Consider the following 25712-nt stretch of genomic DNA (forward strand, 5'->3'; position numbering starts at 1 on the left):
ATTTGACAGCCAAAAAACCGCAAAAGGCTGAACAGTTCCCTGCCCAGCCTTGTGGTTTAGTCTGTTGTCAGCTTAAATCGCAATTGACACCATCTTTTATTTAAGTTTTAAATTAACCGCCTATTTTAGATAAAAAACATGTCTATTGCAATCATTTTTCTAAATTACACCGAGATAAAGCGCATATAAGCTTACATAGCGGGCGGTCTTGGCAATCGTCACCAACAGCAAAAAGCGCCAAAACCGTTCACCGAACACACCGGCAAACAACGTAATCGGATCACCGATCATGGGTGCCCAGCTAGCAAGCAATGACCAAAACCCATATTTTTGATAGACACGCTTGGCTTTGGCAAGCTTGACAGCCGATACCGGAAACCAAGGCTTGTCATAAAAGCGGTCGATCTGACGCCCAAGCCAAAAATTGACACACGAACCCAATACATTACCAACGCTTGCCACCACCAATAGCAGCCAAGCCTTATAGTGTCCCTTGGCCAATAAGGTGACAAGCACCGCCTCAGATTGCATGGGCAATAGGGTTGCCGAGCCAAAGGCGGCTAACCATAGGAACCAATAAGCCAATTACACGCGGCGCCAAGTCGTGCCATTTTTACCGTCTTCTAGTTCAATGCCTTGTGCTTTTAGGTCACTGCGGATTTGGTCGGCTTTGGCAAAGTCTTTGTCCGCTTTGGCTTGCTTGCGGGCTTCGATGAATGCTTCAATCTCGCTATCACTTAACCCGGTCGTTTCGCCCACTTTCGCTTGTAAAAAATCGGTTGGATTAAGCTGTAAAATATTGAGCGGTTGTGCCAAATCTTTTAGCAATGTTGCTAACGCCAGCGCTTGGGCATTGCCTTCAACGGTTTCGAGATTGACCGCTTTGTTGATTTCACGCGCTAGACTAAATAATACGCTCACCGCCCCTGCACTGTTAAAATCATCGCACATCGCTTGATTAAAAGGGGTTTCAAATGGGGTTTCGTCAATCTCGCCGGCTGGTTCGGTGAGGCTTTCTACAGATTTTAAGGCTTGATACAGACGCGTGAGGCTGGTTTGGGCTTCTTTAAGCGCGCTATCTGAGAAATTCACTGGACTGCGATAATGACTCGATAAAATAAAGAAGCGAATGGTCTCTGGGTGAAACTGCCCCATCACATCGCGAATGGTAAAGAAATTACCCAGTGATTTTGACATTTTCTCGCCGTCAACATTGATAAAGCCCACATGCATCCAGTTGTTGGCATAGGTTTTACCGGTTGCGCCTTCAGATTGGGCAATTTCGTTCTCGTGGTGCGGAAACTGCAAATCATGCCCGCCGCCGTGGATGTCGAAGGTGTCGCCCAAGCAGCAAGTACTCATTGCCGAGCATTCGATATGCCAACCTGGGCGACCCACCCCCCAAGGCGACTGCCATTTGGTCTCAGATGGCTCTGTTTGTTTGGCAGATTTCCACAATACAAAGTCAAACGGATTTTTTTTGTCTGTCTCAACATTCACCCGCTCGCTAGCACCCGCTTGCATATCGGCTAGGCGACGTTTTGAGAGTTTGCCATACTCAGCAAAATTTTCGACCGCATAATAGACATCGCCCGTTGCGCCTTGATAGGCTAAATTTTTGCTTTCCAGCGTTTGAATTAGATGCTGCATCTGTGGGATAAAATCCGTGGCTTTTGGCTCACTGTTAGGACGCTCACAGCCCAGATTATCAGCATCTTCATGCATGGCTTTGATAAAGCGGTCTGTCAACTCATAGATACTTTCGCCATTGTCCTTAGCGCGGTTAATAATTTTGTCATCAATATCGGTAATATTACGCACATAATTGACATCATAGCCAATATGACGCAGCCAGCGCACGACCACATCAAAGCCGACCATGACCCGTGCATGACCAATGTGGCAATAATCATACACCGTCATCCCACAGACATACATGCCAACTTTGCCTGCTTCTAAGGGCGTGAATGGGCGTTTTTGTCCACTCATCGAGTCATATATGGTAATCGGCATGGGCTGTGTCAGCTGTGTCATGGGATAGTCACCTTTGCAAATTGGGTAAAAAAGACAATCGGTTATCATACCGAAATTTTGTTAAAAGTGCTATGATTTGGCATATTTCACACTTTAAGGTCTCTATAATGGGCAATCGATTATCAAAGATTTACACCCGAACGGGCGATGACGGCACCACTGGCATGGCGAATGGTTCACGGGTGTCTAAGGCAGACTTACGCTTTGACGCCATGGGCAAAATTGACTTATTAAACTCCCAAATCGGTTTATTGCGGGGCTATCTTAGTCAAGATAACCATACTCAAAATAGCCAAAACCAACCTAACCATTCCCAATTTGATGCTAAGCTAAGCCGCTTGCAGCACCAGCTTTTCAATCTAGGGGGTGAACTTGCTATGCCCGAATACCGCGGGATTTTGGCAGAGTATGCGACAGAGCTGGAAAATCAAATTGATGAGTGGAACACCCATTTACCACCCCTCAAAGATTTTATTTTGCCTGCAGGCACCATTGTGACTAGCCAAGTGCATATCGCTCGCTGCTATTGCCGAGACGCTGAGCGCCTACTCGTGGCATTAAATTCGCGGGATGATAATGTCTCACCAATTAGTCTGCAGTTTATCAATCGTCTATCCGATTGGCTGTTTGTATTGGCGCGCGTCGTTGCTCGGTTGGATGACGGTCAAGAAGTGCTTTGGGATAAAGCCACCCTGTCATAACTCTATCACGATACTTTAAAAACGCTATCCGTTAAAAACACCATACTTAAAAAGCCATGCTGCAATTTGACCAACTGTCCTACCAAATCGACCATCGAACACTCGTCAATCATGTTTCAGGTGAAATCCATGACCATGACTTTATTGTCATCACAGGACAGTCTGGCAGTGGCAAATCGTTACTGTTAAAGCTGCTATCTAGCCTATTACCTAAGTCAGCAGGTCACATTACCTTAAACGGCAAAAATTTGACCGATTTGACGCCGGCTATTTGGCGCTCACAGGTTGCCTATATTGCGCAACTAAGTGAGATGATTGAGGGCAGCGTCTTAGACAACTTGAGCCTGCCCTTTAGCTTTGCACTTTATAAAGACAAAAAAATCGATGTATCTTGGCACGAGCAGCAGCTAGTTAACCTTGGCAAATCACCGCAGTTTTTACAGCAAGATAGCCGCAGCTTATCGGGTGGCGAAAAACAGCTCGTCAATTTATTACGCACGCTACAATTGCACCCGACCATTTTATTACTCGATGAGCCTACCGCCTCCCTTGATGCCACCACCACCCAGCAAGTCGAAACATTGATTAACCACTGGTATCAGTCCACCCCCAATGCCACCGTCGTGTGGATCAGCCATGAGCCGACCCAAATTCAGCGCTTATTGGCGATTGGCACTAGCCACTGGACGATGGCTGATGGTCAATTAAGCAATCACAAGTTAACGGTGGATAGCAAAGCACTCGCATCCGTATCACAAGGCAATCAGCCATGATGATGTTAGCCATCACCATGCCCGCTATCTCCTACCTACAAGTAGCGCTGGCAAGCCTGGCATTATTACTGGTGATGGCAATCAGTGTTTGGTTGAAACTGGGTATCGTCAAATCCCTGCTCATTGCAAGTTTTCGCACGGTGGTTCAACTAAGTCTCATTGGACTGGTACTTGCGTGGATTTTTGCCAGAGAGCAATGGTATGAAGTGTTAGCAATTTTGACTTTTATGTCGATTATCGCCACTATCGCTGCCAAAAATCGGGTTAACAAACCCTATAAAGGGTTATTTTGGGATACGGCATTGGCGGTGTTTGTCAGTAGTTGGGTGGTAGCTATATTTGGTGGTGGGTGGGTGCTGTCAGACAACGCTGCTACATGGTTTCGCCCGCAAGTGATGATACCGTTATTGGGGCTGATTTTAGGTAATTCATTGACCGCTGTCTCACTCTCTATGAACCAACTTGTCAGCAGTTTTCATCGCGAACAAAGTATGATTAATACTTATTTGGCATTGTCCGCCACGCCTTGGGAAACTGCAAAACCCTACGTCATTGCTGCCATTCAAAATGGCATCACACCGACGATTAACAGCATGATGGTGGTGGGGGTAGTGAGCTTGCCGGGTATGATGACAGGACAAATTTTAGCAGGCGCAGACCCGCACCAAGCCGTGCTTTATCAAATTATTACCCTGTTTTTAATTGCCACCAGCAGTACCTTAGGGTGTACAATAGCGACTTTGCTGATTTTTCGACGGTTTTTTAACCCGCAATGGCAGTTTGTCATTCCACCCACTGCCAAGACTTCTCATTAACCGTTGATTGGCTATCTTTCACTTATTTACTAAAAATTCTAATGACCCTGCAAAATTTCTTATTTTTTTTAATCAGTACTTGCCTTATCTCAGCAGCGCCTGGCTCTAATATGCTGTTAGCGTTCCAATTTGGTGTCAATTATGGCATCAAAAAAACCCTGTGGACGTTAGCAGGGCTGAGCATGGGTTTATTTATATTACTGACAACGTCACTGTTAGGGCTAGGGCTTATCAGTACCAATGCGCCTTTTTTGCTGACCATTATCAAAGTCGTTGGCGCGCTGTATTTAGCCTATCTTGGGATAAAATCTTGGCGCCAAGCTGACAGCGAATTGCACAGTGACCAGTTACAGGTCATACCGACCCCCGCGCAACTGTTTAAAACAGGGGTTTGGGTGTCATTGTCCAACCCCAAGGCGATTTTGTTTTTTGCCGCATTTTTCCCCAAATTTATCAATTTTTCCGCGCCTTTATTGCCGCAATACCTCATACTCACGGTGGGTTTTTTTATGATTGAGATAACGTGGCAGCTGGTTTATACCATGAGCGGCAAAAAACTGTCGGATTGGCTGCAATTGGGCAATCGCTTGATGTGGCTTAATCGATTATGTGGCTTGATATTTATCATCATCGCCATGGCGCTCATCACTGAGATTTTTTGGCATTAGGGGTTCAAAAAAAATAGCGGTGGACGATATCGACAATCAATTTGAGCGCTATGAGGGTGAGTAGATACGGCAGGACTTTTTCTAGCCAGTCTAAACGGATTTTATGGCGAAGTCGGGTACCAAGCCATGAGCCAACGGTTGCCATGATGACCATCATCACTAGCAATTGCCAATAATCGGCAAACACAAATCCCATCGCCACATAAACTATCAATTTAGCGGTATGCACCACCGTCATCATCAAGGCGCCCGTGGTAACGACGACATTGTTATCATCATAGTACTTATTGAGCATGGCGATATTGAGTGGACCCGGTGTGCCAACAAACACGCCCAAGCCCGTTTGTGCAAATCCGACCAAAAAGAAACTTTCAAAACGGCGAATCACTCGGTTAAAAGTGCTTGACCAAGTTATTAGTAAGATATAAATGCCGATAAATAACGGAATAAGCTCTAAATGGATAAAGCGCACAAGCACGCCAAATACCAACAGTCCCGTCAATGAGCCCGCCAAAAATTGCCAAAAATAGGTAAAGTCTAAGGCAGCCCGACCAAACCAAGCGCGCGTGGCATTACTGACAAGCTGGGTCACGCCATGCACTGGCACAATCGCTGCAGCAGGCACAAAAAATGGCATCAGTCCAATGAGTATCATGCCGCCGCCCACGCCTGTGATAGCGGTTAAAGCAGAGGTTAATAAATTGGCTAAGGCGAGTAAGCTATCATTCAGCATTTTTTACCCTAAAATAAAAAACCCGATGTGACATCGGGTTTTTTGATGAGTGAGGGTTAGGCATCGTATGGGTCGCGTAGCACGATGGTTTCGGCACGGTCAGGACCTGTTGAGATAATGTCAACGGGACACTCGATAAGCTGCTCAATGCGTTTGATATAAGCTTTGGCATTTTCAGGTAGCTTGTCATACTCTGTCACACCCACAGTGCTCGTTTTCCAGCCCGGCAAAGTTTCGTAGATAGGTTTGACATTCTCATAAAACTCCGCATCGCTAGAGCCGCAAACTTCACCACTTGGCAACTCATAACCCGTGCAGATATTGAGCTGATCAAGGTCATCTAACACATCAAGCTTGGTCAAGCAGATACCAGATAGTGAGTTTAGTACCACAGCACGGCGTAGAATCGCTGCATCAAACCAACCACAACGACGGGCGCGGCCCGTGGTAGCACCAAATTCTTGACCCACAGTACCGATGTGCTCACCGATATCATCAAATAGCTCAGTTGGGAAAGGACCAGCGCCCACGCGTGTGGTGTAAGCTTTGGTGATACCCAATACGTAGTCAAAGTACAAGGGTCCAAGACCGGTGCCCGTCGCCACGCCGCCAGCGGTGGTATTTGAGCTGGTAACGAAGGGATAAGTGCCGTGGTCAACGTCAAGCAACGTACCTTGCGCGCCCTCAAACATTAAGTTTTTGCCTTCTTTGCATAGCTTGTCAAGCTCGCCCGTCACATCAGCTACCAAGTCTTTTAGCGCATCACGCCACTCTTCTGCCAACTTTAAGGTCGCCTCAAAATCGACTGCGTCCACCCCATAGTATTGGGTCAAGGCAAAGTTATGAAACTCAAGGTTAGTTTTTAGTTTATCGGCAAAGTCAGCTCGCAACAAATCAGCAAAACGCAACGCGCGGCGCGCTACTTTGTCTTCGTAGGCAGGGCCGATACCACGACCGGTCGTGCCAATTTTGTTGTTGCCGCGTTTGATTTCACGGGCTTGGTCAAGCGCTACATGTTGTGGCATGATCAGTGGGCAGTTGGGTGAAATACGGAGTCGCTCACGCACAGGCACGCCTGCTTCAACCAGTGATTGCATTTCTTTTAATAGCGCGTCTGGGGCTAGCACCACGCCATTACCGATGTAGCAAGTGACCCCTTCACGTAGAATACCCGATGGAATCAAATGTAATACGGTTTTTTTACCGCCAACGACTAAGGTGTGACCGGCATTATGACCGCCTTGATAGCGCGCCACCGCACTGGCTTTTTCAGTCAATAAGTCAACGATTTTGCCTTTACCCTCATCGCCCCACTGGCTACCAAGGACAACGACGTTTTTTCCCGTATGTTTCATGATAAGTCACCTTTTATCAAAGTAATTGCTAAAAACAAGTTTATGACAGCTTAAAAATTAATTTTCTGCCAAATGCTCTAAGTACCAAACCCCATTCGCTACTTGCAAGCGATGGGTGGTTTGCTCAGGTTCATCGGTTTCATCCAACGCAATCATCACCCGATGCCCTTCTTGGCGTAGTGAGTCAATCGCTTGTTTGAGCGCTGGCGCATCAGGATGATTGGGTACATGTAAAATAGTTTGTACATGGCTATAAGGCACCACGGTAAAAGGCTGCTCATGTACTTGGATATGATTTTGCCAACGGTTTAGCTCGCAGCTAAACCCAACGCCGGAACGCACGGCATCGGTATTATCAACTTCATGATGAAAATGATTACTAAAACGACCACCACGAATCAGCGGCAATGACTCATCTGCCACGTACACATTAAAGACAACGCCTGTATGATAGTGATATCCCAATCCTGTGACATCGACACTGACATTGGCATCCCAGTGCTCTTCGAGATAACTCACCAGATAAGTCAAATCAGACAAGGCTTTGGCAATGATAGCATCGTGTTTGGCTTGAGTTGATAGACGTTCACTCAGTTTTTGCAAGTCATTACCTGCCTCGCCAAGCACATAAAAATCGTTGGCAAGTTCGCCAAACTGGCGCATTTTGCTGGTCAAAAGTTTCAGCTCAGGTAACGCTTTATTGGCATAGAGCTCAATGAGTTTTTCTTGCAGATACGTAGGTACACTGGCAAGCTGGCAAAGCTGCTGAAAAATCGCCACATGACCAATATCAATATGCGAGCGTACAATCACATCCGTGCTATCTAACAAGGTAAATAGCACATCTAATAGCTCCACTTCACTGGCTAGTGAGTCGGTACCAAAAATCTCAGCCCCCAACTGTAGCGGGGTGCGCGAACCAAATAAGCCCTTTGGCATGGTATAGATTACATGCCCTGCATAACAATAGCGGGAAATTGATTTTGATGGGTTACTAGTGTCTTGATTATTGTGTAGACGCGCATCAATCCGCGCAATTTGTGGGGTGATATCTGCGCGTACCCCCATGAGCCGACCGGTTAGCTGATCAATGATTTTAAAAGTTTGTAATTTAACATCTTCAGACGCATAGCCGAGCAAGCTTTCGGTATATTCAATCATAGGCGGGCTAATAAATTCATAGCCATGGCTGATTAAAATACGGGTCAATTGATAACGCAGGGTTTCTTGCTTTACCGCTTCGGTTGATAGTAAGTCGACAACCCCATCGGGTAATAGCCAAGTATTTTTTGTATTAAGATAAAAAGCAGACTGATTTGCCACATTTGTGGAATTTGATGCTAAATTTGACACAATAAATCCTAAGGATGATTAAATGATATATCACTAGACATGACAACAAGCGGCCATATGAAAACATAGACCATGAATTACCATGTAAAATCATAGAATAATCGATGAGAAGGGCACTTACAAAAATAAAATAAGCAAAGAATAAAATAAGGGCACTTTTCCTTTTCATTGTATCATAGCTTCACTGGGGTTAGGCATTTTTTTATTGCCCAATTTTTTATGCTAAACTCCTATAAAATTTTTTGAAACTTATTTATTAAAACTTACAGCCATGCAACCAGTATAGGGAAATCCAATTCACCCATGAAACTCTTTGTCTCAACTACTTCCCCTTTCGCCCGTCTCGTGATGGTCGCCTGTTTACGCCAGCAAATCGATGCCGAGCTTATATTTGTCATGCCTTGGGAAAACCCACAAGAATTATTAGCGGTCAACCCTTTTAGCCAAGTACCTGCCCTGCTCACCGATAATCAATTACTCATCACCGAAAGCAGTGTGATTTTGGCGCATCTGATGCCGCAAATTTTCGCTGATGAAAAATCTGCCGCTTTAATAAGCCTGAGCTTAGGCATTATCAATCAAACTGTTCGCGCCTTTGCCACCGAGCGCTTTCAACCATCAAGCACTACCCCACATCCATTTATTGAGCGCTCAACTAGTCTATTGTCGAATTTACTCCCCAATGCACCACAGCTCGATGCACAAAGCGATGCGCTCGGCCAAATCTTTTTTGGCATTGCCTTAGGGTATTTAAAATTACGTTTGGCTGAGGTGTTTGACAAGGCAGTCACTGAGGCAAACAAAGCGGCACTGGAGCAATTTTATCAGCGAGATTTTATGCAAAAAACTCAGAGTACTGCTTTAGAAAAACTACCAACATCTATCTCTCAACTTTAGCCAATCATCCATCTAGCCCAATCAAAACGTAAAAAGAGCTCACTATGTCCTATCATCCAAAAGCTGAATTAAACCAAACCAATGTACTGGGTACCGCATTAGCGAGTTGCTGTTTTGACCCGTTAACAGGTTATTATCGAAATGGTTTTTGTCATACTGGCGCTGGTGACGTCGGCTTACACACGGTTTGCGCCAAAATGACCCGAGAATTCTTAGAATTTTCTGTTGCCAAAGGCAATGATTTGGTGACACCTTTACCCGAATTTGGTTTTCCAGGGCTGCAGCCCAATGATTTTTGGTGCTTGTGTGCCCTACGCTGGGTGGAAGCATTGGATGCGGGGGTTGCGCCGCCGCTAAAGCTTGCCGCATGCCATGAGAGCCTCTTAGAGTTAGTAGATATAGAAACACTGCAGCAGTACGCTATTTAAGGCGATAGTGAAAAAATCCCCGTTGCTAAGTCCATGGTTAACTAGATTCAACTAGGTTTTAGCGGTCTGTCACGTATAATTATCTTGAGATTGTCATTTTTCACTGTTATCATTATCCATCTAATTTTAGCCGTATGATTGCATTGTTAATGCATGACTTCTTTTTTTATTCGTTTAAAAATCACTGAGAGTTACAAAATAGCAAGAACACACAGGCGCATTTGCCTACTTTGATGTTTACTTGCTGTTTTGTGGTTGCTACCTTTTAAGTACTTTGATAACGACTGGACACATTTATTCGATCTGATACAACTCTTTCAAATCGTGATAGCGAGGTTTTTGGTTATGACGCCACCCCACCAAAACAAAAATTTATCTGAACGCAGCGACGATTTATTAGAGCACCCCACTCAGACGACCCAGCACGTCACGCTGCCGTTAGCCTCAACACTTAATCCGCCACATGATATGTCGACGGATTCTTTTACCCTTGCCAATGCGGATGTCATGTATGATGAAATCACTGATGAAGAACTCGATTTGCACGGTGATGATAGTTATATCTATGGCGAAAATTATGACGATGACGGCACTGTCGAAGTCTATGCACCGACCGATGTACCACCCCCTGAGTACAACCCTGAAGCTGAAATCACCGAAGATCGCTTTAAAGGGAAAAATGAGATTGCCAACTGCTTCGCCTACTCTCGTAAATCTGGGGAAAAAATCGGCGAGATTAAACTTGATGATGTGCGCCGCGAATTATCCAACAACAATGTATTTGTTTGGGTAGGACTACACGACCCAAGTATCGAAACCATTCGAGAAGTTCAAGAGGCATTTGACTTGCACGAACTTGCCATTGAAGATGCTTTTGCTGAACATCAACGCGCCAAAGTTGAAAGCTATGGTAATGATAGTGTGTTCGTGGTGGTACGAACCGCCAAATTGACCGAAAACACCATTCGTTATGGCACTACGGCCATCTTTATGGGCAAGCAATATATCATCACTATTCGTCAAGGTGCCTCTCATAGCTACCAAAGTGTGCGAGATTTTTGTCATCGCCGACCAGAAAAATTGCGCCTTGGACCCATCTTTGTGCTGCATGCCATCTTAGACTTTATCGTCGATAACTATTTACCTATCACTGAAAAATTAGGGCGTTATTTGCGCGAGCAAGAACGGGAAATTTTCTCTGAAAACTTTAACAAGCATACACTGCGCAATTTGTATGAATTAAAATCACAGCTCGTACATATGCGTGCTGTCATCTTGCCCGTACAAGATATCTGTAATTTTTTTATCAATCATAAAAAGACTGATTTGATTCCAAGTTTCCCTAGCCAAGCCAAACCGTATTTTCGCGACGTCAATGACCATCTACTGCGTGCGCTCGATGCGGTCAATGGACTCAACGAAATGCTCAGTGTTGCCATGGATACTTACATGGCAGTGGTAAATACGGGTCAGAATGATGTGGTACGAAAACTTGCCGCTTGGGCAGGTATCCTCGCGGTTCCGACCGCGGTCGCAGGGATTTATGGGATGAACTTTGAAAATATGCCTGAACTAAAAATGCATTATGCCTACTATGTCTTATTAGCCGTTATTTTGACCATTTGTTTCACGCTTTACTATCGCTTTAAAAAGGCAGGTTGGTTATAAATTTTATCTTTAATTATAAAAGCTTAACAGATGATGCTGTTAGGTTTTTTTATTATTGGTTTATAAATTTATCAATTAAACACTATTCTCTAAACAGTAATTAAATTAAACAGCTCATCAATTTCTGCTTTCAAATGGTACATTTCGGTGTCATTCCATTTTTTGGATAAATGGCTGATGGGCAAAATCACACAGTGTAAATCGCGATAAGTAATGGCGTTAAATGTATTTCTCACAAGAGTTTTATTGGCTTCTCGCTCAAAATATTTAATGACATCCATATTTTGGGTAATGATTAAAACAGGTTTGAGAATACCATATAGCCAATCAAATAAATGGGTGTGTTTATGCTGAGGGCTTAGTAAAGTCTTCTTAGGGGTGATGACACTATAAAGGTAGGTTTCAATCACCGGATGATTTGAGATTTCATCAATCAAATTTTGCTGAAATATATGGTTGCGATTCCACTGTAAATCATCATTGTAGCTCGCGATGTCATAATGCTCAGCAAACGATTCACGGTCAAATCCCATGTCATCATCCCAAATATCGGCATCAAACACGTCTAAATTAACTTCGCGCGCTGGATTGTAGCCGACCATCATAATCTTGCAATTAAGGGGTGACCCTGAACAGATAAAGGGACGTACTTTCACATTGTCTAGTTGCTGCTCGCTAAGCCGCTGCTGCATCTCTGTACGGAATTTTTTTAAATCCATTTTCACAATTTATTCCCAAAAAATTAACTATCAATAAAATCCCATAATTTTTATTATATTACCTAGTCGCTATACAACAATCAATATACTTTTAGCGATAATTAAGTCAGTGCTTAGCCAGTAAATAGCAAATAAAAAAACCTCAAAAAGCATGAGGTTTTTTTATATTTATCGCCTATATATTTATCGCTTAGTAGCTGATGATAGCGGCAATTACAATTTGCTAGTTAGTTCTGGCAAGACTGTAAAAATATCACCTTCTAGGAAATAATCAGCCACTTGAGAGATAGGCGCTTCTGGGTCATTGTTGATGGCAACGATAACTTTTGAATCTTTCATACCTGCCAAATGCTGAATGGCACCTGAGATACCTGCGGCAATGTATAGGTTTGGCGCGACAATTTTACCGGTTTGACCCACTTGTAGGTCGTTTGGCACATAACCTGCGTCAACTGCGGCACGTGATGCACCCATCGCAGCGCCTAGTTTATCAGCCAGTGGTTCAATATACTTGGTGAAGTTTTCACCGCTGGCTAATGCACGACCACCTGATACAACAATCTCTGCAGCAGTTAATTCTGGACGATCAGATTTTGCCAACTCTTCACCGACAAATTTTGATTTGCCCGCATCTTCGCCTGCGCTTACTTGCTCTATACTGGCTGCGCCGCCTTCTGCTGCCGCTGCATCAAATGCAGTGGTACGAACTGTGATAACTTTTTTGCTTTCAGTATCTTTAACCGTTGCAATGGCATTGCCTGCGTAGATTGGACGTTCAAATGTCTCTGCATCAATCACAGCGGTTACATCAGTTAGCATATTTACGTCTAACAAAGCGGCAACGCGTGGTAAGAAGTTTTTACCTGTGGTTGTTGCTGGTACCACGATATGGCTATAATCACCTGCAAGCGATACCACTAGTTTAGCAACGTTTTCAGCCAGTTGATGTTCAAAAGCAGCATTACTTGCACAAAGCACCTTTGATACACCCGCTACTTTAGCGGCTTGTTCTGCTACGGCTTCACAGCCAAGACCTGCAACTAATACAACGATATCGCCACCGATTTTGCTTGCTGCCGTTACGGTGTTGAGTGTTGCTTTTTTCAGCTCTTTATTATCATGTTCTGCATATACTAAAATTGCCATGAGATTTTCCTTAATATTTGATAATCGCTATCGTTAAATGACGAATTAAATTGAAGGTAGTTAAGTGATTAGATAACTTTAGCTTCGTTTCTTAATTTATCGACTAACTCGTCAACCGATTTAACTTTAACACCCGCTTTACGTTCTGCAGGTGGCGTTACTTTTACGATTTGAATGTTACTAGCGGTAGAAACACCATAATCTTCTGGTTTTTTCTCTTCTAATGGTTTTTTCTTCGCTTTCATGATGTTAGGCAGTTTGGCATAACGTGGTTCATTTAAACGTAAATCAGTGGTGACAACCGCAGGCAATGATAACTGAACGGTTTGTAAGCCCCCATCGATTTCACGTGTTACGTTGACGCTACCACCTTCGACTTTTACTTGTGATGCAAAGGTTGCTTGACCCACGTCTAGTAATGCCGCTAGCATTTGACCTGTTTGGTTGTTGTCATCATCAATCGCTTGTTTGCCTAGTAAAATGATGTCAGCAGCTTCAGCTTGTGCAATCGCTTTTAAAATTTTTGCGACTTGTAGTGGACGCACAGTGTCGGTAGTTTCAACTAAAATACCACGATCTGCACCCAGTGCCATTGCACCACGGATTTGTTCTTGTGCTTCTTTTGGTCCGATAGATACAACAACAATTTCAGAGACCACGCCCGCTTCTTGTAGACGTACGGCTTCTTCCACAGCAATCTCATCAAATGGGTTTACAGACATTTTAACATTGGTTAAGTCAACACCAGTGTTGTCCGCTTTTACACGAACTTTTACGTTATAGTCAACTACACGTTTAACAGCAACTAATGCTTTCATACGTTCCTCGTTTGTTATATGAATTAAAAAAGGAGGATAAATCCAAGTATCCCCAGTCATGATAAAATGAACATCCTATTCTTGTTAACTTAAACTAGCTTGGTGAGCTAACTTAGCAAGTTAAAAAGAATAGTTATACTGTGAATACTCACAATACCCATTATCTTCGTTAATAATATATGTTGCGATAACTTACCCAACAAATCAAGAAAATCCTATGAATTTTAAGTCATAAAAAAATGGTTGGAAAACATCAAAAATTCTTGAATTTTTCGAATATATCATAACTAAAATAATTAGGGAAATTTTTTAACTAAATATTCAACATACAATGTCTTGTGCTTGATATATCCACATTTTCACAAAAAATGCGCAAAAAAAAAACAACCTATCGTCTGGTTGTTTTTCTTTATTGCAAGCTAATTAAGATAAGCAGTTAATAAACAAACAATTAAGCTTGTAGTTATTATTATTGTGCTTCAATTTGTTCGGCTTGTGGGCCTTTTTGACCTTGGCTCAATACGAAGCTCACACGTTGACCTTCTTTAAGTGTTTTAAAACCTGAACCTTGGATTGCACTGTAATGAGCAAAAACGTCTTGACCGCCATTGTCTTGAGCGATGAAGCCGAAACCTTTGCTCTCATTGAACCATTTTACAGTACCAGTAGCTTTATCTGACATAAAAAATCCTACATTAAAAATTAACTATGTTATCTATAACGCTTGCAATTACTTAGGTAAATACAGGGTGTTATAAATTGTCATCGCCAAAAGTTTGTTAAGTGTATTTTAGCGAATAATCACAGTATAGCCTAGTTTTAGCGTTTCACCTACTATTTTTTGAACTTTTTACCACAAAGTTACAATTAAAAAGGGATTTAAATTGACTTTATTAAGCTAGATTAAAAGCGATTACGCCGTTCATCAACATATTGATAAATATCGCAATGCTGGTCACCATAATCACCAGTGAAAATGATAGGCTATAGTCCATATATTTGATGGGCATACTCATATCATCAACATCTTTAATATCGCTTGCCTGATCTTTGAGTAGATAAAATCCGTAAATCCAACCAAATACGCTATATAAAATATAGGCAAATGGCACGACTTTGGCAATACTACTAAATCCGCCATAATATACGGCGACCACGGATACCATAAGCCACACAGTTTCTAATATGGAGCTCACGCTAAATAACGTTGATTGCGGCAGTTTTCCCAAGTTTTTCTTTAAAACTACGGATTCATAGGCAATCAGTAGGGCGACAATTAACGTACCGACCAGATAAATTGCTTGCCAATTTAACGTATAGCTATCCCCTATTAGGTGATTCAAAGGATTTGCCAATGCAGGCAAAGCACTCATACCGCTAAAAGTGTGTAACAAAGTTGCAGTGGACAATTGCCAAACAGACGCTATATTCAAAACAAATCTCATAAACTTTATATCGATACCCATTATTTTATACTAAAAAACCCTGTCCATGTAACTTTACACAGCGCAGGGTTATTGTCATTTTATTGTTTTTACCAATTGGGTATGATGCCATTGGTAAACCTAACTGGGTGCAAAACTAGTTTTTCTCTTTATCGATGATTTTGCTTGAGGTAATCCAAGGCATCATACCGCGAAGTTTGGCACCTGTTTTTTCGATTTCATGCTCAGCGGTTTGACGGCGGCGCGCTGTCATTGATGGGTAATTTGACATACCTTCAGCGATAAACATTTTTGCATATTCGCCTGATTGGATACGTTTTAGGGCATTACGCATTGCTTCACGTGATTGGTCATTAATAACTTCTAAACCTGTCACGTATTCACCATATTCTGCGTTGTTACTAATTGAATAGTTCATATCAGCAATACCGCCTTGGTACATCAAGTCTACAATCAATTTTAATTCGTGTAGACATTCAAAGTACGCCATTTCTGGGGCATAACCTGCTTCAACCAAGGTTTCAAAGCCCATTTTGACCAGTTCAACCGCACCACCACACAGTACCGCTTGCTCACCAAATAGGTCCGTTTCAGTTTCGTCTTTGAACGTTGTTTCGATGATGCCTGAACGACCACCGCCGACGCCCATCGCGTAAGACAATGCGACTTGTTTGGCTTGACCAGAGGCATCTTGGTAAACGGCGATTAAGTCAGGAATACCGCCGCCTGTGGCAAATTCGTTACGCACGGTATGACCCGGTGCTTTTGGCGCAATCATGATGACGTCTAGGTCTTTACGAGGTACCACTTGGTTGTAATGGATTGAGAAACCATGGGCAAACGCAAGCGTGGCACCTTGTTTGATGTTTGGCTCAATCACGTCATTGTATAATTGTTTTTGGAATTCGTCAGGGGTCAAAATCATGACTAGGTCGGCTTGCTTGACTGCTTCTTCTACTTCAGCCACTTTTAGACCGGCATTTTCTGCTTTTTTCCAAGATGATGAATCTTTACGAAGACCTACGGTGACATCAACACCGCTGTCTTTTAGGTTTAATGCATGGGCGTGACCTTGTGATCCGTAACCGATAATCGCAACTTTTTTGCCTTGGATGATTGATAGATCACAATCTTTATCATAAAAAATGTTCATAACTATTTCCTTGTGTAAAAAACAACTACTATTAAAAGGTTGGTAAATTTAGACGCTGAGGATTTTTTCACCCCGAGCGATACCAATAACACCAGAACGTACGACCTCTAAAATGCGTTCACGTCCCATCAATTCGATAAAGCCGTCCAATTTTGCGGTGTCACCGACAATTTGAATGGTATAGACATTGGGCGTGATATCAACAATACTTGCACGGAAGATATCCGCACAGCGCTTGACTTCCTCGCGGTTGCTACCCGTGGCACGTACTTTGATCAGCATGAGTTCGCGCTCAATATGTACATTATCGGTCAGCGTGGTTACTTTAACGATTTCAATCAGCTTGTGCAACTGTTTGGTCACTTGCTCAATCTTATTTTGATCGGTATCTGTGGTCAAGGTCAAACGCGATAAAGTCGGGTCATCGGTTGGGGCAACGTTCAGTGTCTCGATATTGTAGCCACGTTGTGAAAATAAGCCCACCACACGAGACAGTGACCCTGATTCATTTTCCATTAAGACAGAAATTAAATGTTTCATTAGGTACGCTCCCCTTTGGCTAACCACATATCACGCATTGACTGACCTGCTAATTGCATTGGATAAACATGCTCGTTTTTATCGACTAGCACATCGATAAATACCAATCGATCTTTGAGTGATAAGGCATAAGCAAGTTGTTCATCAAGTTTGGCTGGGTCAGTGATTTGGATACCGACATGACCGTAAGCTTCTGCAAGTTTGACAAAATCTGGCAATGAATCCATATAAGAGTGCGAATGGCGACCTTCATAAATCATATCTTGCCATTGCTTGACCATACCCAACTGGGCGTTGTTAAGATTTAAAATCTTTACTGGTAAGTTATATTGTAGGCAAGTTGATAGCTCTTGGATATTCATCTGAATTGAGCCTTCACCGGTGATACAGACCACATCACGCTCTGGGTTAGCAAGTTTGGCTGCCATTGCATAAGGTAATCCTACCCCCATGGTGCCTAACCCACCTGAGTTTAACCATTGACGGGGTTCGTCATATTTATAGTATAGGGCGGCAAACATTTGGTGCTGACCCACATCAGATGTGATGATAGCTTTACCATGCGTTAACTCATATAAGCGCTCAACAACGTGCTGTGGTTTCATGCCATTGCTGTCGTCTTTGTCATAGCGTAGACCATGACGTTTACGCCATTCATTGATTTGCGCCCACCAATCATTTAGCGCGGCTTGGTCAAGCTGTGCGTTATTTTCTGTTAATACGGCGAGCATATCGCTTAGCACATTTTTTACATCACCGACAATCGGGATATGTGCGTTGATGGTTTTTGAGATTGATGCAGGGTCGATATCAATATGGATAATTTTAGCGTTTGGACAGAATTTTTGCGTATTGTTGGTCACACGGTCATCAAAACGCGCACCCACTGCCAAAATCACATCTGAATTGTGCATGGTCATATTGGCTTCATACGTACCATGCATCCCAAGCATACCTAAAAACTGTTTATCCGACCCTGGATAAGCGCCCAATCCCATCAAAGTATTAGTCACAGGCAAATTAAGTAAACGGGCCAATGCGGTTAATTCTGCACTTGCGTTTGACGCAATCACGCCACCACCTGAATATAAAACAGGGCGTTTGGCTGCAATTAAGGTTTCGATGGCTTTACGAATTTGTCCTGAATGACCGCGAACCGATGGTTGGTAAGAACGCATACTGACCGACTCAGGGAAATGATAAGGGAATTTTTCGTTAGGCGCAGTTTTATCTTTAGGTACATCAATCACCACAGGACCTGGGCGACCAGAGCTTGCAATATAAAATGCTTTGCGAACGATTTCTGGGATTTCGCTGGCATGACGTACTTGAAAACTGTGTTTGACGACAGGACGTGACACACCAATCATATCAGTTTCTTGGAACGCATCATCACCGATGAGGCTTGAAGGCACCTGACCTGAGATGATAACCATCGGAATGGAATCCATAAACGCGGTTGCGATGGCAGTAACCGTATTGGTGGCGCCTGGACCTGATGTCGCTAATACCACCCCTGTTTGACCTGTGACACGGGAATAAGCATCTGCCATATGACCCGCTGCTTGTTCGTGACGCACGAGGATGTGCTCAATGCTATCTTGTTTGAACAAAGCATCATAAATATGCAACACGGCGCCGCCTGGATAGCCAAAAATGTATTCGACACCTTCGTCAATTAGCGCTTGCACCAGCATTTCTGCACCAGACATCATCACAGGTTCACCTGCTGAGGCTTTGGCGGTTTTTTTGTCAAAATTGGGTGCAGCGTGAGCCGTTTGGTTTTCTCCCGTCATATTGGGAGCTTGGGTAGTTTGAGTCACTGTCATCACCTTTTATGGTCGTCTTCAAAAATGATACTGGGAAGTTGTTTTAGATAAAAATTGCTAAATGATTAGCAAGAATCTTCAACACTGCCATAAGGTAACAGTGAACAAATCAGACGAGGGCAAAAAGCATGATAACCAAAAAAGAAAGCATCACAAAAATTACGTAATGTATAAATTGATGGCTACTTTTTGTCTTTGTTGACCGATAAGTCAGGGTTGTTAGATTCTTTTGTTTAGATTCATAAACAACAACAACGGTAAAAAATGCTCTCATCCAATTGTAGAGCCTAATCAGCGGATAGCGCCAATTAGCTTAGATTTTACCAATTAGTAACCAACGATAATTGTTACTAACGACCAGTAGAGGACTTATGATGTGAGTTTTTTTAACACTTGTCAATAAAAAAAAGCTACTAGGATTTATAACTTTTAGTTATAGATAAATGAATTGTCTGAAGCTTGATTTTAAGGCTTGGTTTTAAGGATTGATAAACTTTAAAATCTCAGACTGATTGAGCCAGTCATTTTTAGAAAATTACCTTTAGGAAATTAAACGATTATCTTGTCGAAATTTACTGCTAAAAGCTATCAAGCTGTGATAGGCTATCGCATAATTTTCTCGTTTCTTGCATAGGAAAAACAATGTTAAAGCCACTGTTTTTGTTATCACTCATGTTATCACCATTCGTTATGGCGAGTTCAAATGCAGCCACTTACTACAAGTGGACTGACAAAAATGGTGTGCCGCATTATAGCCAATATGCGCCAACCAATGGTGTTAATTTGCGACAAGTGCAAGTGATTAATACCCGTGAACTTGGACCTAGTAGTCGTGCACCTGCAACCGCTGGCAATAGCACAGGTGCTGCATCAGGTGTATCACCAACGCTGACAGCCGATCAAAAACGTGCTGCTGAACTTGAAGCACAAAATCAGCAACTCAAAAAACAGCAAGATGCTGAGCGCTGTAAATCATTACAAAATACCCTTGCTAATCTAAACCAAGGCGGGCGAGTCTATGAAATGGATAATAAAGGTGAACGTAAATATTTAGATGGTCGTGAAATTGAGCTACGCCGTCAGCAAGTCGCGCAAACGGTGAGCCAATACTGTAAATAATTTTGCATGCTATATAACTTTAGCATTCAATTAAAATTAACGGTGTGTAAAGGTTAAAGGTGAGTGAATTCTCACCTTTTTTCTATTGAACCTTGTTAACCTGCCGTGATTTTAATGGTCCGTGATTTGATGGATGATGTCACCGATTGCCGATGCCATGTGATTGGCCTGCAATGCATATTCACCCATTTTTTCTGCTAACGTATCACCCGCTTTGGCATGTATGAGCACGGAGGTTAGCATGGGGGCGGCAATTGCTTGCCCCAATAAGCCCGCCATCAGACCTGCCAAGCAGTCGCCCATGCCAGCCGTTGCCATACCGGCATTACCCAAGCCGCAAATATCAATGCTGTCACGCTCAAGACTGTCACCTTCAAGCACAATCGTTTGCGCCCCTTTGATAAGCCAATTGCCTCCATATTGGTCAGCTAATGCCCGAATTGCGCTGATTTTGTCTCGATCAATGTCAGCATAGGGTTGATTGAGCAAACGTCCTGCTTCCGCTGAATGCGGCGTTAGGTAAAACCGTTGGTTTGACTGTCCCAATCTTGGTTGAATTGGCGCATTTAAACCGTCACTCGTGCCTGCCCAATCTGCCAAATGGTATAAACCATCAGCGTCAATAACACATAACTTCTCTGATTGTTTGATGGCCGTAAGATATTGGTTAAATAACTCTAACGTTGCTTTATCTCTACCTAAACCCATGCCGATGGCAACCACATCCACCGCGTTAATCAGCTCGATGACGCTAGCGATATTGTGTAAATCCGCGGTCATGGCATTGGGCAAAGCGGTGACAATGGATGAATGAAAATCACCATGACAAGCAACGGTGACTTTGCCTGCGCCACTGCTCAATGCTGCACTGGCGGCCAATATCGCCGCTCCTGCCATGCCATGCCCATCCTGTAATCGATTGCCGCCGATGATGAGTACATGACCATACGTACCTTTATGGCTCACCTGCTGACGTTGTGGCAAGTTAGGTAGCGTGGAATGTAACAAGATGCTTGATAGCTCAACAGGGAGCAAAGGCACATCGATAACGGCGCCAACATAATCTTTACTATCTCCCATATGCAGCCCGACCTTTCGCCCGATTAAACAAAGTGTCTTGTCTGCTTTAATCGCAGTATCATCATACACTTCGCCCGTGGCGGCATTAAGTCCGCTGGGTACATCGATGCTGATGACTTGACAAGAGTCACTTTGCTTGCGGTATTGATTAATCCAATTGATGATTGTCTGACAATCAGCGCTAGGCTTGCCATCAAGTCCAATCCCCAATAACCCATCAATCACCACATCATACTGATAGCTCAAACCAAGCTCATAAAATGGCTGTAAAAATGCTGTCAAAGTCAGATATTTTGCCGCATTTGCACAGTTTGACTGGTACAGGTGCTTTGCTGTTTGGCTGTCAAGGGTGGTAGGCGCTGCGACTTGTACTAGGGTAACTGACCAATGTGGGCAAAGCTGGTTGACATAATGCGCCACCAACCAAGCATCGCCGCCATTATTACCCGCGCCTGCCACTACCAATACCGATTTTTGAGTGTGACTGCTTTTTTGAAGGTGACTGCTTTTTTGAGGGTGACTGCTTTTTTGATTGCTACTTTCCTGCTTGATGATGTGTGCAAGTTGCCATGCCGCTTGTTGCATCAAGGCAAAACTGTCATTTTTGCTGAACCAGTTTTTTTCAATCTCATAAATTTGTTTGGGGCTATATAAGGCAATGGCGTTTTGCATCACAGTATTTTTATCCGTTTGTGCATTACTTTGCATAAGATGATCCAATGATGTGGTAGGTGTTTATTTTGCTATAATAGCATTTTAATTTTATCTGGTTGTTGGCATGTTGGACACTACAAACGAACTTAATGCACTCAAGGGCTGGATAAAAGCGCAAGCCAAGGCGTTAGGGTTTGCTGATTGTGGCTTTGTCCATCCCGCCAATCCCATATTTAGCAAACAGCTTGATGCCTTGCAAACCTGGCTAGCACAAGGTAAACATGGGGATATGCTGTTTTTTGAAGACAATCATGATAAACGTGCTAACCCTGCCCTGTTAGTCGATAGGACGCAAAGTATCATTAGCGTGCGTTTAGATTATTTGGTCACGCCGCCGCCCAAACGCAGTGTGCCAGACAACGAGCGCCCCAACTCAGCGATTATTGCCCGCTATGCTCGCGGACGTGATTATCATAAAACCATGCGAGGGTTACTAAAAACCCTAGCTAGACTGATTCAAGACAAACTGACCACCGATTATCCGCAATATGCCAACGACTTTGTATTTCGCCCCTTTAGCGACTCCGCGCCTATATTTGAGCGCGCGTTGGCTGAGCAAGCAGGTTTGGGCTGGACAGGCAAACACACCTTGCTGATTCATCCAAAAGCGGGGTCATTTTTTGTGTTGGGGGAATTATTCACCAGCTTGCCTTTGGCAGAGGATAAAAAGCAAATCGAAACCACATTATCGCATTGTGGCAGTTGCCGGGCTTGTATTCATGTGTGCCCTACCCATGCCATCCGCAAAACACCCACCGGGCATTATGATGTCGATGCACGGCTGTGTATTTCGTATTTAACCATTGAATTAGATGGCAAAATCCCTGTAGAACTTCGCCCCAAAATCGGCAATCGCATTTTTGGCTGTGATGATTGTCAGTTGATTTGTCCTTGGAATAAATTTGCCAGATTAGCGACGATTGAGGATTTTAATCCCCGTCACCGTTTAGATGAGGTGTCATTGCTTGAGTTATGGGCGTGGGATGCACAGGATTTTTTGACAAAAACTGAAGGCTCGCCGATTCGCCGCACTGGCTACGACAATTTTATGCGCAATGTGGCGGTAGCCTTGGGTAATGCGCCGTTTAGCCAAGCAATTATTGACAAATTGCAACAAAAACGCCCCATGCTAAGCGAAAATACACAAGAACATATTGATTGGGCGACCCAGCAACAACTTAATAAAAGTTAAAATGACGAGTTGGGTTGTTGTAAAAAGGCAATTTCCTCATCACTGGATTGTCTACCCAAAATCGCATTGCGGTGCGGATAACGCCCAAATCTCTCAATAATGGCTTGATGCTTATATTCAAACGCTAACGTATCGGCACTGGCGTATTTTTTAAACAGTGGCAACGCCTGCTGATGAATGGTTGCCGATTCTGCATGCATAAAAGGCATTAAAGCAAAATTGCGTTCGTCTTGATTCAACTTGTCAAAATCTGGCTGTTTGACGATTTCTTGTGCCAATACTAACGCCATGCCATCTTGGGCAAAAGCTTGTGAAGAATCTCGAAAAATATTGCGCGAAAACTGGTCCAATACAATGATTTCTGCCAGTCGCCCTTTTGTACTGGCTCGCCAATCCCCTAACTCGCCTCGTTTGGCTTGCTCAAGTGTGGCTAAAAATTTAGCCGTTACGGTTTTATCAAAATCCTCATCTTTGGCAAACCAAAATGGCTTGGTATTTTGCTGCAACCAAAAATCTAATACCTTTTTAGCGTCCGCTGATAAGGGTTGCGCTGCTACCTGTGATTGATTGGTCATTTGCTTTCCTTTTGTAGGGTAATTATAGTGACTTGTCGGGTAATGATAGTGACAAATTTTGCTAAACAAGCGCGATTTACCTATAATGTGGCACAAATTTAGATTGAGAACAACCATGTATCCTTTTTTACGACTGGGCACCCATGCCATCAAAAGCGCGATTAAACAAAAGCAAGGTCATTCGCTTCAATTAACCGATACCAGCGAAATCACCTTGACTGCTAATATCAACGATATTGACAATTTTTTTGAAATGAACAACGGGCGTATTTTTACGCTGTTTGATTTGGGGCGAAACGATCTTGCCATTCGCTCTGGGCTTGCCAAAAAATTATTCAAGCATCGCTGGGGGCTGGTGGTCGCTGGTAGTACCATCCAATATCGTAAGCGTGTCCGTTTATTTGATAAGGTCACCATCAAAACCCGACTGATAGCAGTCGATGAGCGCTGGTTTTATATTGAGCAAAGCATGTGGGTCAAAGGTCAGCCGACTTGCTCTGCGCTGCTGCGCACCGGTATCACCAACATCGTGACTGGCAAGGTTTTGCCGACTGAGCAAGTGCTCAGCGCATTGGATTATAAAGATATCAATATGCCACCTGATGACTGGGTCAAAGCTTGGTCAGACGCCGATAAAATCCGCCCATTTCCTAAAGCCAATGTCCACTTTGCCAAAGATTCTGCTATCACCGAGTAACCCACAAATGCCTTTAACTTTAGATGATTTTGATTATCAACTGCCCGATGAACTCATTGCCCGCTATCCGTTAGCGGTGCGCTCCGCCTCTCGATTGCTGTATTTGCCTGCCCATGGTCAACCCAAAGACCAACAATTTGTGGATTTGCCAGAGTTGTTAAATAGTGGTGACTTGGTGGTGTTTAATGACACCAAGGTCATGAAAGCAAGGCTGTTTGGGCAAAAAGCCAGTGGCGGCGCGGTCGAAGTATTGGTTGAGCGTATTTTGCCCGATGATGATACTGGCAACCAAAAGCACACCGCTTTGTGTCATGTACGCGCCAGCCGCAGCCCAAAAGAGGGGCAAACGTTGAGCCTTGCCGATGGTAACATTCATGCCACGGTAATGGGGCGTGAGGACAATTTATTTTTGCTAGAATTTGACCAACCGATATTGCCTGTGCTTGAACACTATGGTGAACTGCCAATTCCGCCCTATTTTGAGCGCCATGCCGATGACAATGACGAAACCCGCTATCAAACGGTATTTCATGACCCAGCCAAACTTGCCAGCGTAGCCGCACCGACGGCAAGCTTGCATTTTGATGATAACGTATTGGCTGCACTCAAGTCCAAGGGCATCAACACCGCCTTTGTCACCTTGCATGTCGGTGCAGGCACATTTGCCCCTGTCAAGACAGAGGATATTTTGCGCCATAAAATGCACTCAGAATATGCTGAGTTGCCCCAAGCGACTGCCGATTTGATTAACCAAACCAAAGCCCGTGGCGGGCAAGTGATTGCGGTCGGTACCACTGTGACACGGGTGCTAGAAACGGCGTTTCAAAAAACCGCCAGTTTTGAAAACCCGATGCTATCGGCTTGGTCAGGTGACACCGATATTTTTATTTATCCGTCATTTAGGTTTGGGGTGATTGATAAGCTCATCACCAATTTTCATTTGCCAAAATCCACGCTATTGATGCTGGTGTCAGCGTTTGCAGGCAGTGAGCCCATCAAACAGGCTTATCAGCACGCCATCGAGCAACAATACCGTTTCTTTAGTTACGGTGATGCGATGTTGTTAGAAAAAGTAGAATGATGTTAGTAATTTCTCAGCTTGTTAATAAAATGACTGCATTGTCTTTATACCTAATCGTTGGTTTGTGGTTAGCAGTTAGCATTGCTTTTTTTAGTACGCTTAAATCTGCAGTTATGATTTTAAACTAGGTTCTGTTGAACATTCAAAGCTTCAGCCAATGATAAGCAAAGGCTAGAGCA

At 43.5% G+C, this 25712-nt stretch carries 26 protein-coding genes; 11 read left to right on the forward strand and 15 right to left on the reverse strand.

Annotated features, from left to right (window positions below):
- Positions 1-159 precede the first annotated feature (159 nt).
- On the reverse strand, positions 160-585 hold the full coding sequence (locus tag RTL34_RS03220) for a YqaA family protein (protein WP_007116765.1): 426 nt from the start codon (positions 583-585) through the stop codon (positions 160-162).
- Positions 586-2034, reverse strand: a complete 1449-nt coding sequence (gene cysS, locus RTL34_RS03225; protein ID WP_007116766.1) for a cysteine--tRNA ligase — start codon at positions 2032-2034, stop codon at positions 586-588.
- Between the two features lie 107 nt (positions 2035-2141).
- Between cysS and RTL34_RS03230 the strand changes: the two genes are divergently transcribed.
- From RTL34_RS03230 to RTL34_RS03245, 4 genes are read left to right on the forward strand one after another with little or no spacing between them, the layout of a single operon-like run.
- On the forward strand, positions 2142-2735 hold the full coding sequence (locus RTL34_RS03230) for a cob(I)yrinic acid a,c-diamide adenosyltransferase (protein WP_007116767.1): 594 nt from the start codon (positions 2142-2144) through the stop codon (positions 2733-2735).
- Between the two features lie 56 nt (positions 2736-2791).
- On the forward strand, positions 2792-3508 hold the full coding sequence (locus tag RTL34_RS03235) for an ABC transporter ATP-binding protein (protein WP_309595985.1): 717 nt from the start codon (positions 2792-2794) through the stop codon (positions 3506-3508).
- On the forward strand, positions 3505-4323 hold the full coding sequence (locus tag RTL34_RS03240; protein WP_312114543.1) for an ABC transporter permease: 819 nt from the start codon (positions 3505-3507) through the stop codon (positions 4321-4323). Before RTL34_RS03235 ends, RTL34_RS03240 begins: the two co-directional genes overlap by 4 nt.
- A 41-nt stretch (positions 4324-4364) precedes the next feature.
- A complete protein-coding gene (locus RTL34_RS03245; RefSeq protein ID WP_159676914.1) occupies positions 4365-4991 on the forward strand; it encodes a LysE family translocator in 627 nt (208 codons plus the stop codon).
- 4 nt (positions 4992-4995) lie between these two features.
- On the opposite strand, the gene RTL34_RS03250 is transcribed toward RTL34_RS03245, so the two are convergent.
- From RTL34_RS03250 to RTL34_RS03260, 3 genes are read right to left on the reverse strand one after another with little or no spacing between them, the layout of a single operon-like run.
- A complete protein-coding gene (locus RTL34_RS03250; RefSeq protein WP_284033958.1) occupies positions 4996-5724 on the reverse strand; it encodes a sulfite exporter TauE/SafE family protein in 729 nt (242 codons plus the stop codon).
- Between the two features lie 56 nt (positions 5725-5780).
- Positions 5781-7079: an adenylosuccinate synthase gene (locus RTL34_RS03255; protein WP_219333226.1), complete on the reverse strand. Its 1299-nt coding sequence runs from the start codon at positions 7077-7079 to the stop codon at positions 5781-5783.
- Between the two features lie 57 nt (positions 7080-7136).
- Entirely contained in the window at positions 7137-8432 is a 1296-nt protein-coding gene (locus RTL34_RS03260; protein WP_312114550.1) for an ATP phosphoribosyltransferase regulatory subunit, read from the reverse strand.
- A 303-nt stretch (positions 8433-8735) separates the two neighbouring features.
- On the opposite strand from RTL34_RS03260, the gene RTL34_RS03265 reads away from it, so the two are divergent.
- From RTL34_RS03265 to corA, 3 genes are all read left to right on the forward strand, one after another.
- Entirely contained in the window at positions 8736-9329 is a 594-nt protein-coding gene (locus RTL34_RS03265) for a glutathione S-transferase N-terminal domain-containing protein (protein ID WP_312114552.1), read from the forward strand.
- A gap of 44 nt (positions 9330-9373) precedes the next feature.
- The gene (locus RTL34_RS03270; RefSeq protein WP_007116775.1) at positions 9374-9757 is read left to right on the forward strand and encodes a DUF2237 family protein; all 384 of its coding nucleotides are present in this window, start codon (positions 9374-9376) and stop codon (positions 9755-9757) included.
- A 507-nt stretch (positions 9758-10264) separates the two neighbouring features.
- Positions 10265-11425 (forward strand): magnesium/cobalt transporter CorA, encoded by a 1161-nt coding sequence (gene corA / locus RTL34_RS03275; protein ID WP_227522698.1) that lies wholly within the window; start codon positions 10265-10267, stop codon positions 11423-11425.
- Positions 11426-11514: 89 nt separating this feature from the next.
- Here corA and RTL34_RS03280 read toward each other — a convergent pair whose 3' ends face one another.
- The 8 genes from RTL34_RS03280 to RTL34_RS03315 form a co-directional block, all read right to left on the reverse strand.
- Entirely contained in the window at positions 11515-12150 is a 636-nt protein-coding gene (locus RTL34_RS03280; protein ID WP_312114554.1) for a hypothetical protein, read from the reverse strand.
- Positions 12151-12357: 207 nt separating this feature from the next.
- Entirely contained in the window at positions 12358-13290 is a 933-nt protein-coding gene (locus tag RTL34_RS03285; RefSeq protein ID WP_050324358.1) for an electron transfer flavoprotein subunit alpha/FixB family protein, read from the reverse strand.
- A 68-nt stretch (positions 13291-13358) separates the two neighbouring features.
- Entirely contained in the window at positions 13359-14108 is a 750-nt protein-coding gene (locus tag RTL34_RS03290; protein WP_312114556.1) for an electron transfer flavoprotein subunit beta/FixA family protein, read from the reverse strand.
- Positions 14109-14577: 469 nt separating this feature from the next.
- Complete coding sequence (locus RTL34_RS03295; protein WP_007116781.1) at positions 14578-14790, reverse strand: cold-shock protein; 213 nt, start codon at positions 14788-14790, stop codon at positions 14578-14580.
- A 211-nt stretch (positions 14791-15001) separates the two neighbouring features.
- Positions 15002-15541 carry a hypothetical protein gene (locus RTL34_RS03300; protein ID WP_312114558.1) on the reverse strand — a complete coding sequence of 180 codons (540 nt, stop codon included), beginning with the start codon at positions 15539-15541 and terminating at the stop codon, positions 15002-15004.
- A gap of 148 nt (positions 15542-15689) precedes the next feature.
- Entirely contained in the window at positions 15690-16706 is a 1017-nt protein-coding gene (gene ilvC, locus RTL34_RS03305) for a ketol-acid reductoisomerase (RefSeq protein ID WP_065252581.1), read from the reverse strand.
- Between the two features lie 48 nt (positions 16707-16754).
- Positions 16755-17246, reverse strand: coding sequence for an acetolactate synthase small subunit (gene ilvN, locus RTL34_RS03310; RefSeq protein ID WP_096488820.1), 492 nt, complete (start codon positions 17244-17246; stop codon positions 16755-16757).
- Positions 17246-18961, reverse strand: coding sequence for an acetolactate synthase 3 large subunit (locus RTL34_RS03315; protein ID WP_173846746.1), 1716 nt, complete (start codon positions 18959-18961; stop codon positions 17246-17248). The genes ilvN and RTL34_RS03315 overlap by 1 nt, the downstream gene beginning before the upstream one ends.
- Positions 18962-19717: 756 nt before the next feature.
- Between RTL34_RS03315 and RTL34_RS03320 the strand changes: the two genes are divergently transcribed.
- Complete coding sequence (locus RTL34_RS03320; RefSeq protein WP_312114562.1) at positions 19718-20194, forward strand: DUF4124 domain-containing protein; 477 nt, start codon at positions 19718-19720, stop codon at positions 20192-20194.
- A 111-nt stretch (positions 20195-20305) separates the two neighbouring features.
- On the opposite strand, the gene RTL34_RS03325 is transcribed toward RTL34_RS03320, so the two are convergent.
- Positions 20306-21982 (reverse strand): NAD(P)H-hydrate dehydratase, encoded by a 1677-nt coding sequence (locus tag RTL34_RS03325; RefSeq protein ID WP_312114563.1) that lies wholly within the window; start codon positions 21980-21982, stop codon positions 20306-20308.
- Positions 21983-22052: 70 nt separating this feature from the next.
- Here RTL34_RS03325 and queG point away from each other — a divergent pair, with 70 nt between their 5' ends.
- Positions 22053-23180 carry a tRNA epoxyqueuosine(34) reductase QueG gene (queG, locus tag RTL34_RS03330; RefSeq protein ID WP_312114565.1) on the forward strand — a complete coding sequence of 376 codons (1128 nt, stop codon included), beginning with the start codon at positions 22053-22055 and terminating at the stop codon, positions 23178-23180.
- Here queG and RTL34_RS03335 read toward each other — a convergent pair.
- A complete protein-coding gene (locus RTL34_RS03335) occupies positions 23177-23755 on the reverse strand; it encodes a DUF924 family protein (protein WP_312114566.1) in 579 nt (192 codons plus the stop codon). The two genes, queG and RTL34_RS03335, sit on opposite strands and share 4 nt — an antisense overlap.
- 115 nt (positions 23756-23870) lie before the next feature.
- Here RTL34_RS03335 and RTL34_RS03340 point away from each other — a divergent pair, with 115 nt between their 5' ends.
- Both RTL34_RS03340 and queA read left to right on the forward strand, forming a co-directional pair.
- Positions 23871-24452: an acyl-CoA thioesterase gene (locus tag RTL34_RS03340; protein ID WP_065252575.1), complete on the forward strand. Its 582-nt coding sequence runs from the start codon at positions 23871-23873 to the stop codon at positions 24450-24452.
- Between the two features lie 7 nt (positions 24453-24459).
- A complete protein-coding gene (queA, locus tag RTL34_RS03345; protein ID WP_312114568.1) occupies positions 24460-25533 on the forward strand; it encodes a tRNA preQ1(34) S-adenosylmethionine ribosyltransferase-isomerase QueA in 1074 nt (357 codons plus the stop codon).
- Positions 25534-25712 lie beyond the last annotated feature (179 nt).

It is taken from the genome of Moraxella sp. CTOTU47915 (assembly GCF_031986685.1).
In the GTDB taxonomy this organism is placed as follows: domain Bacteria; phylum Pseudomonadota; class Gammaproteobacteria; order Pseudomonadales; family Moraxellaceae; genus Faucicola; species Faucicola tetraodonis.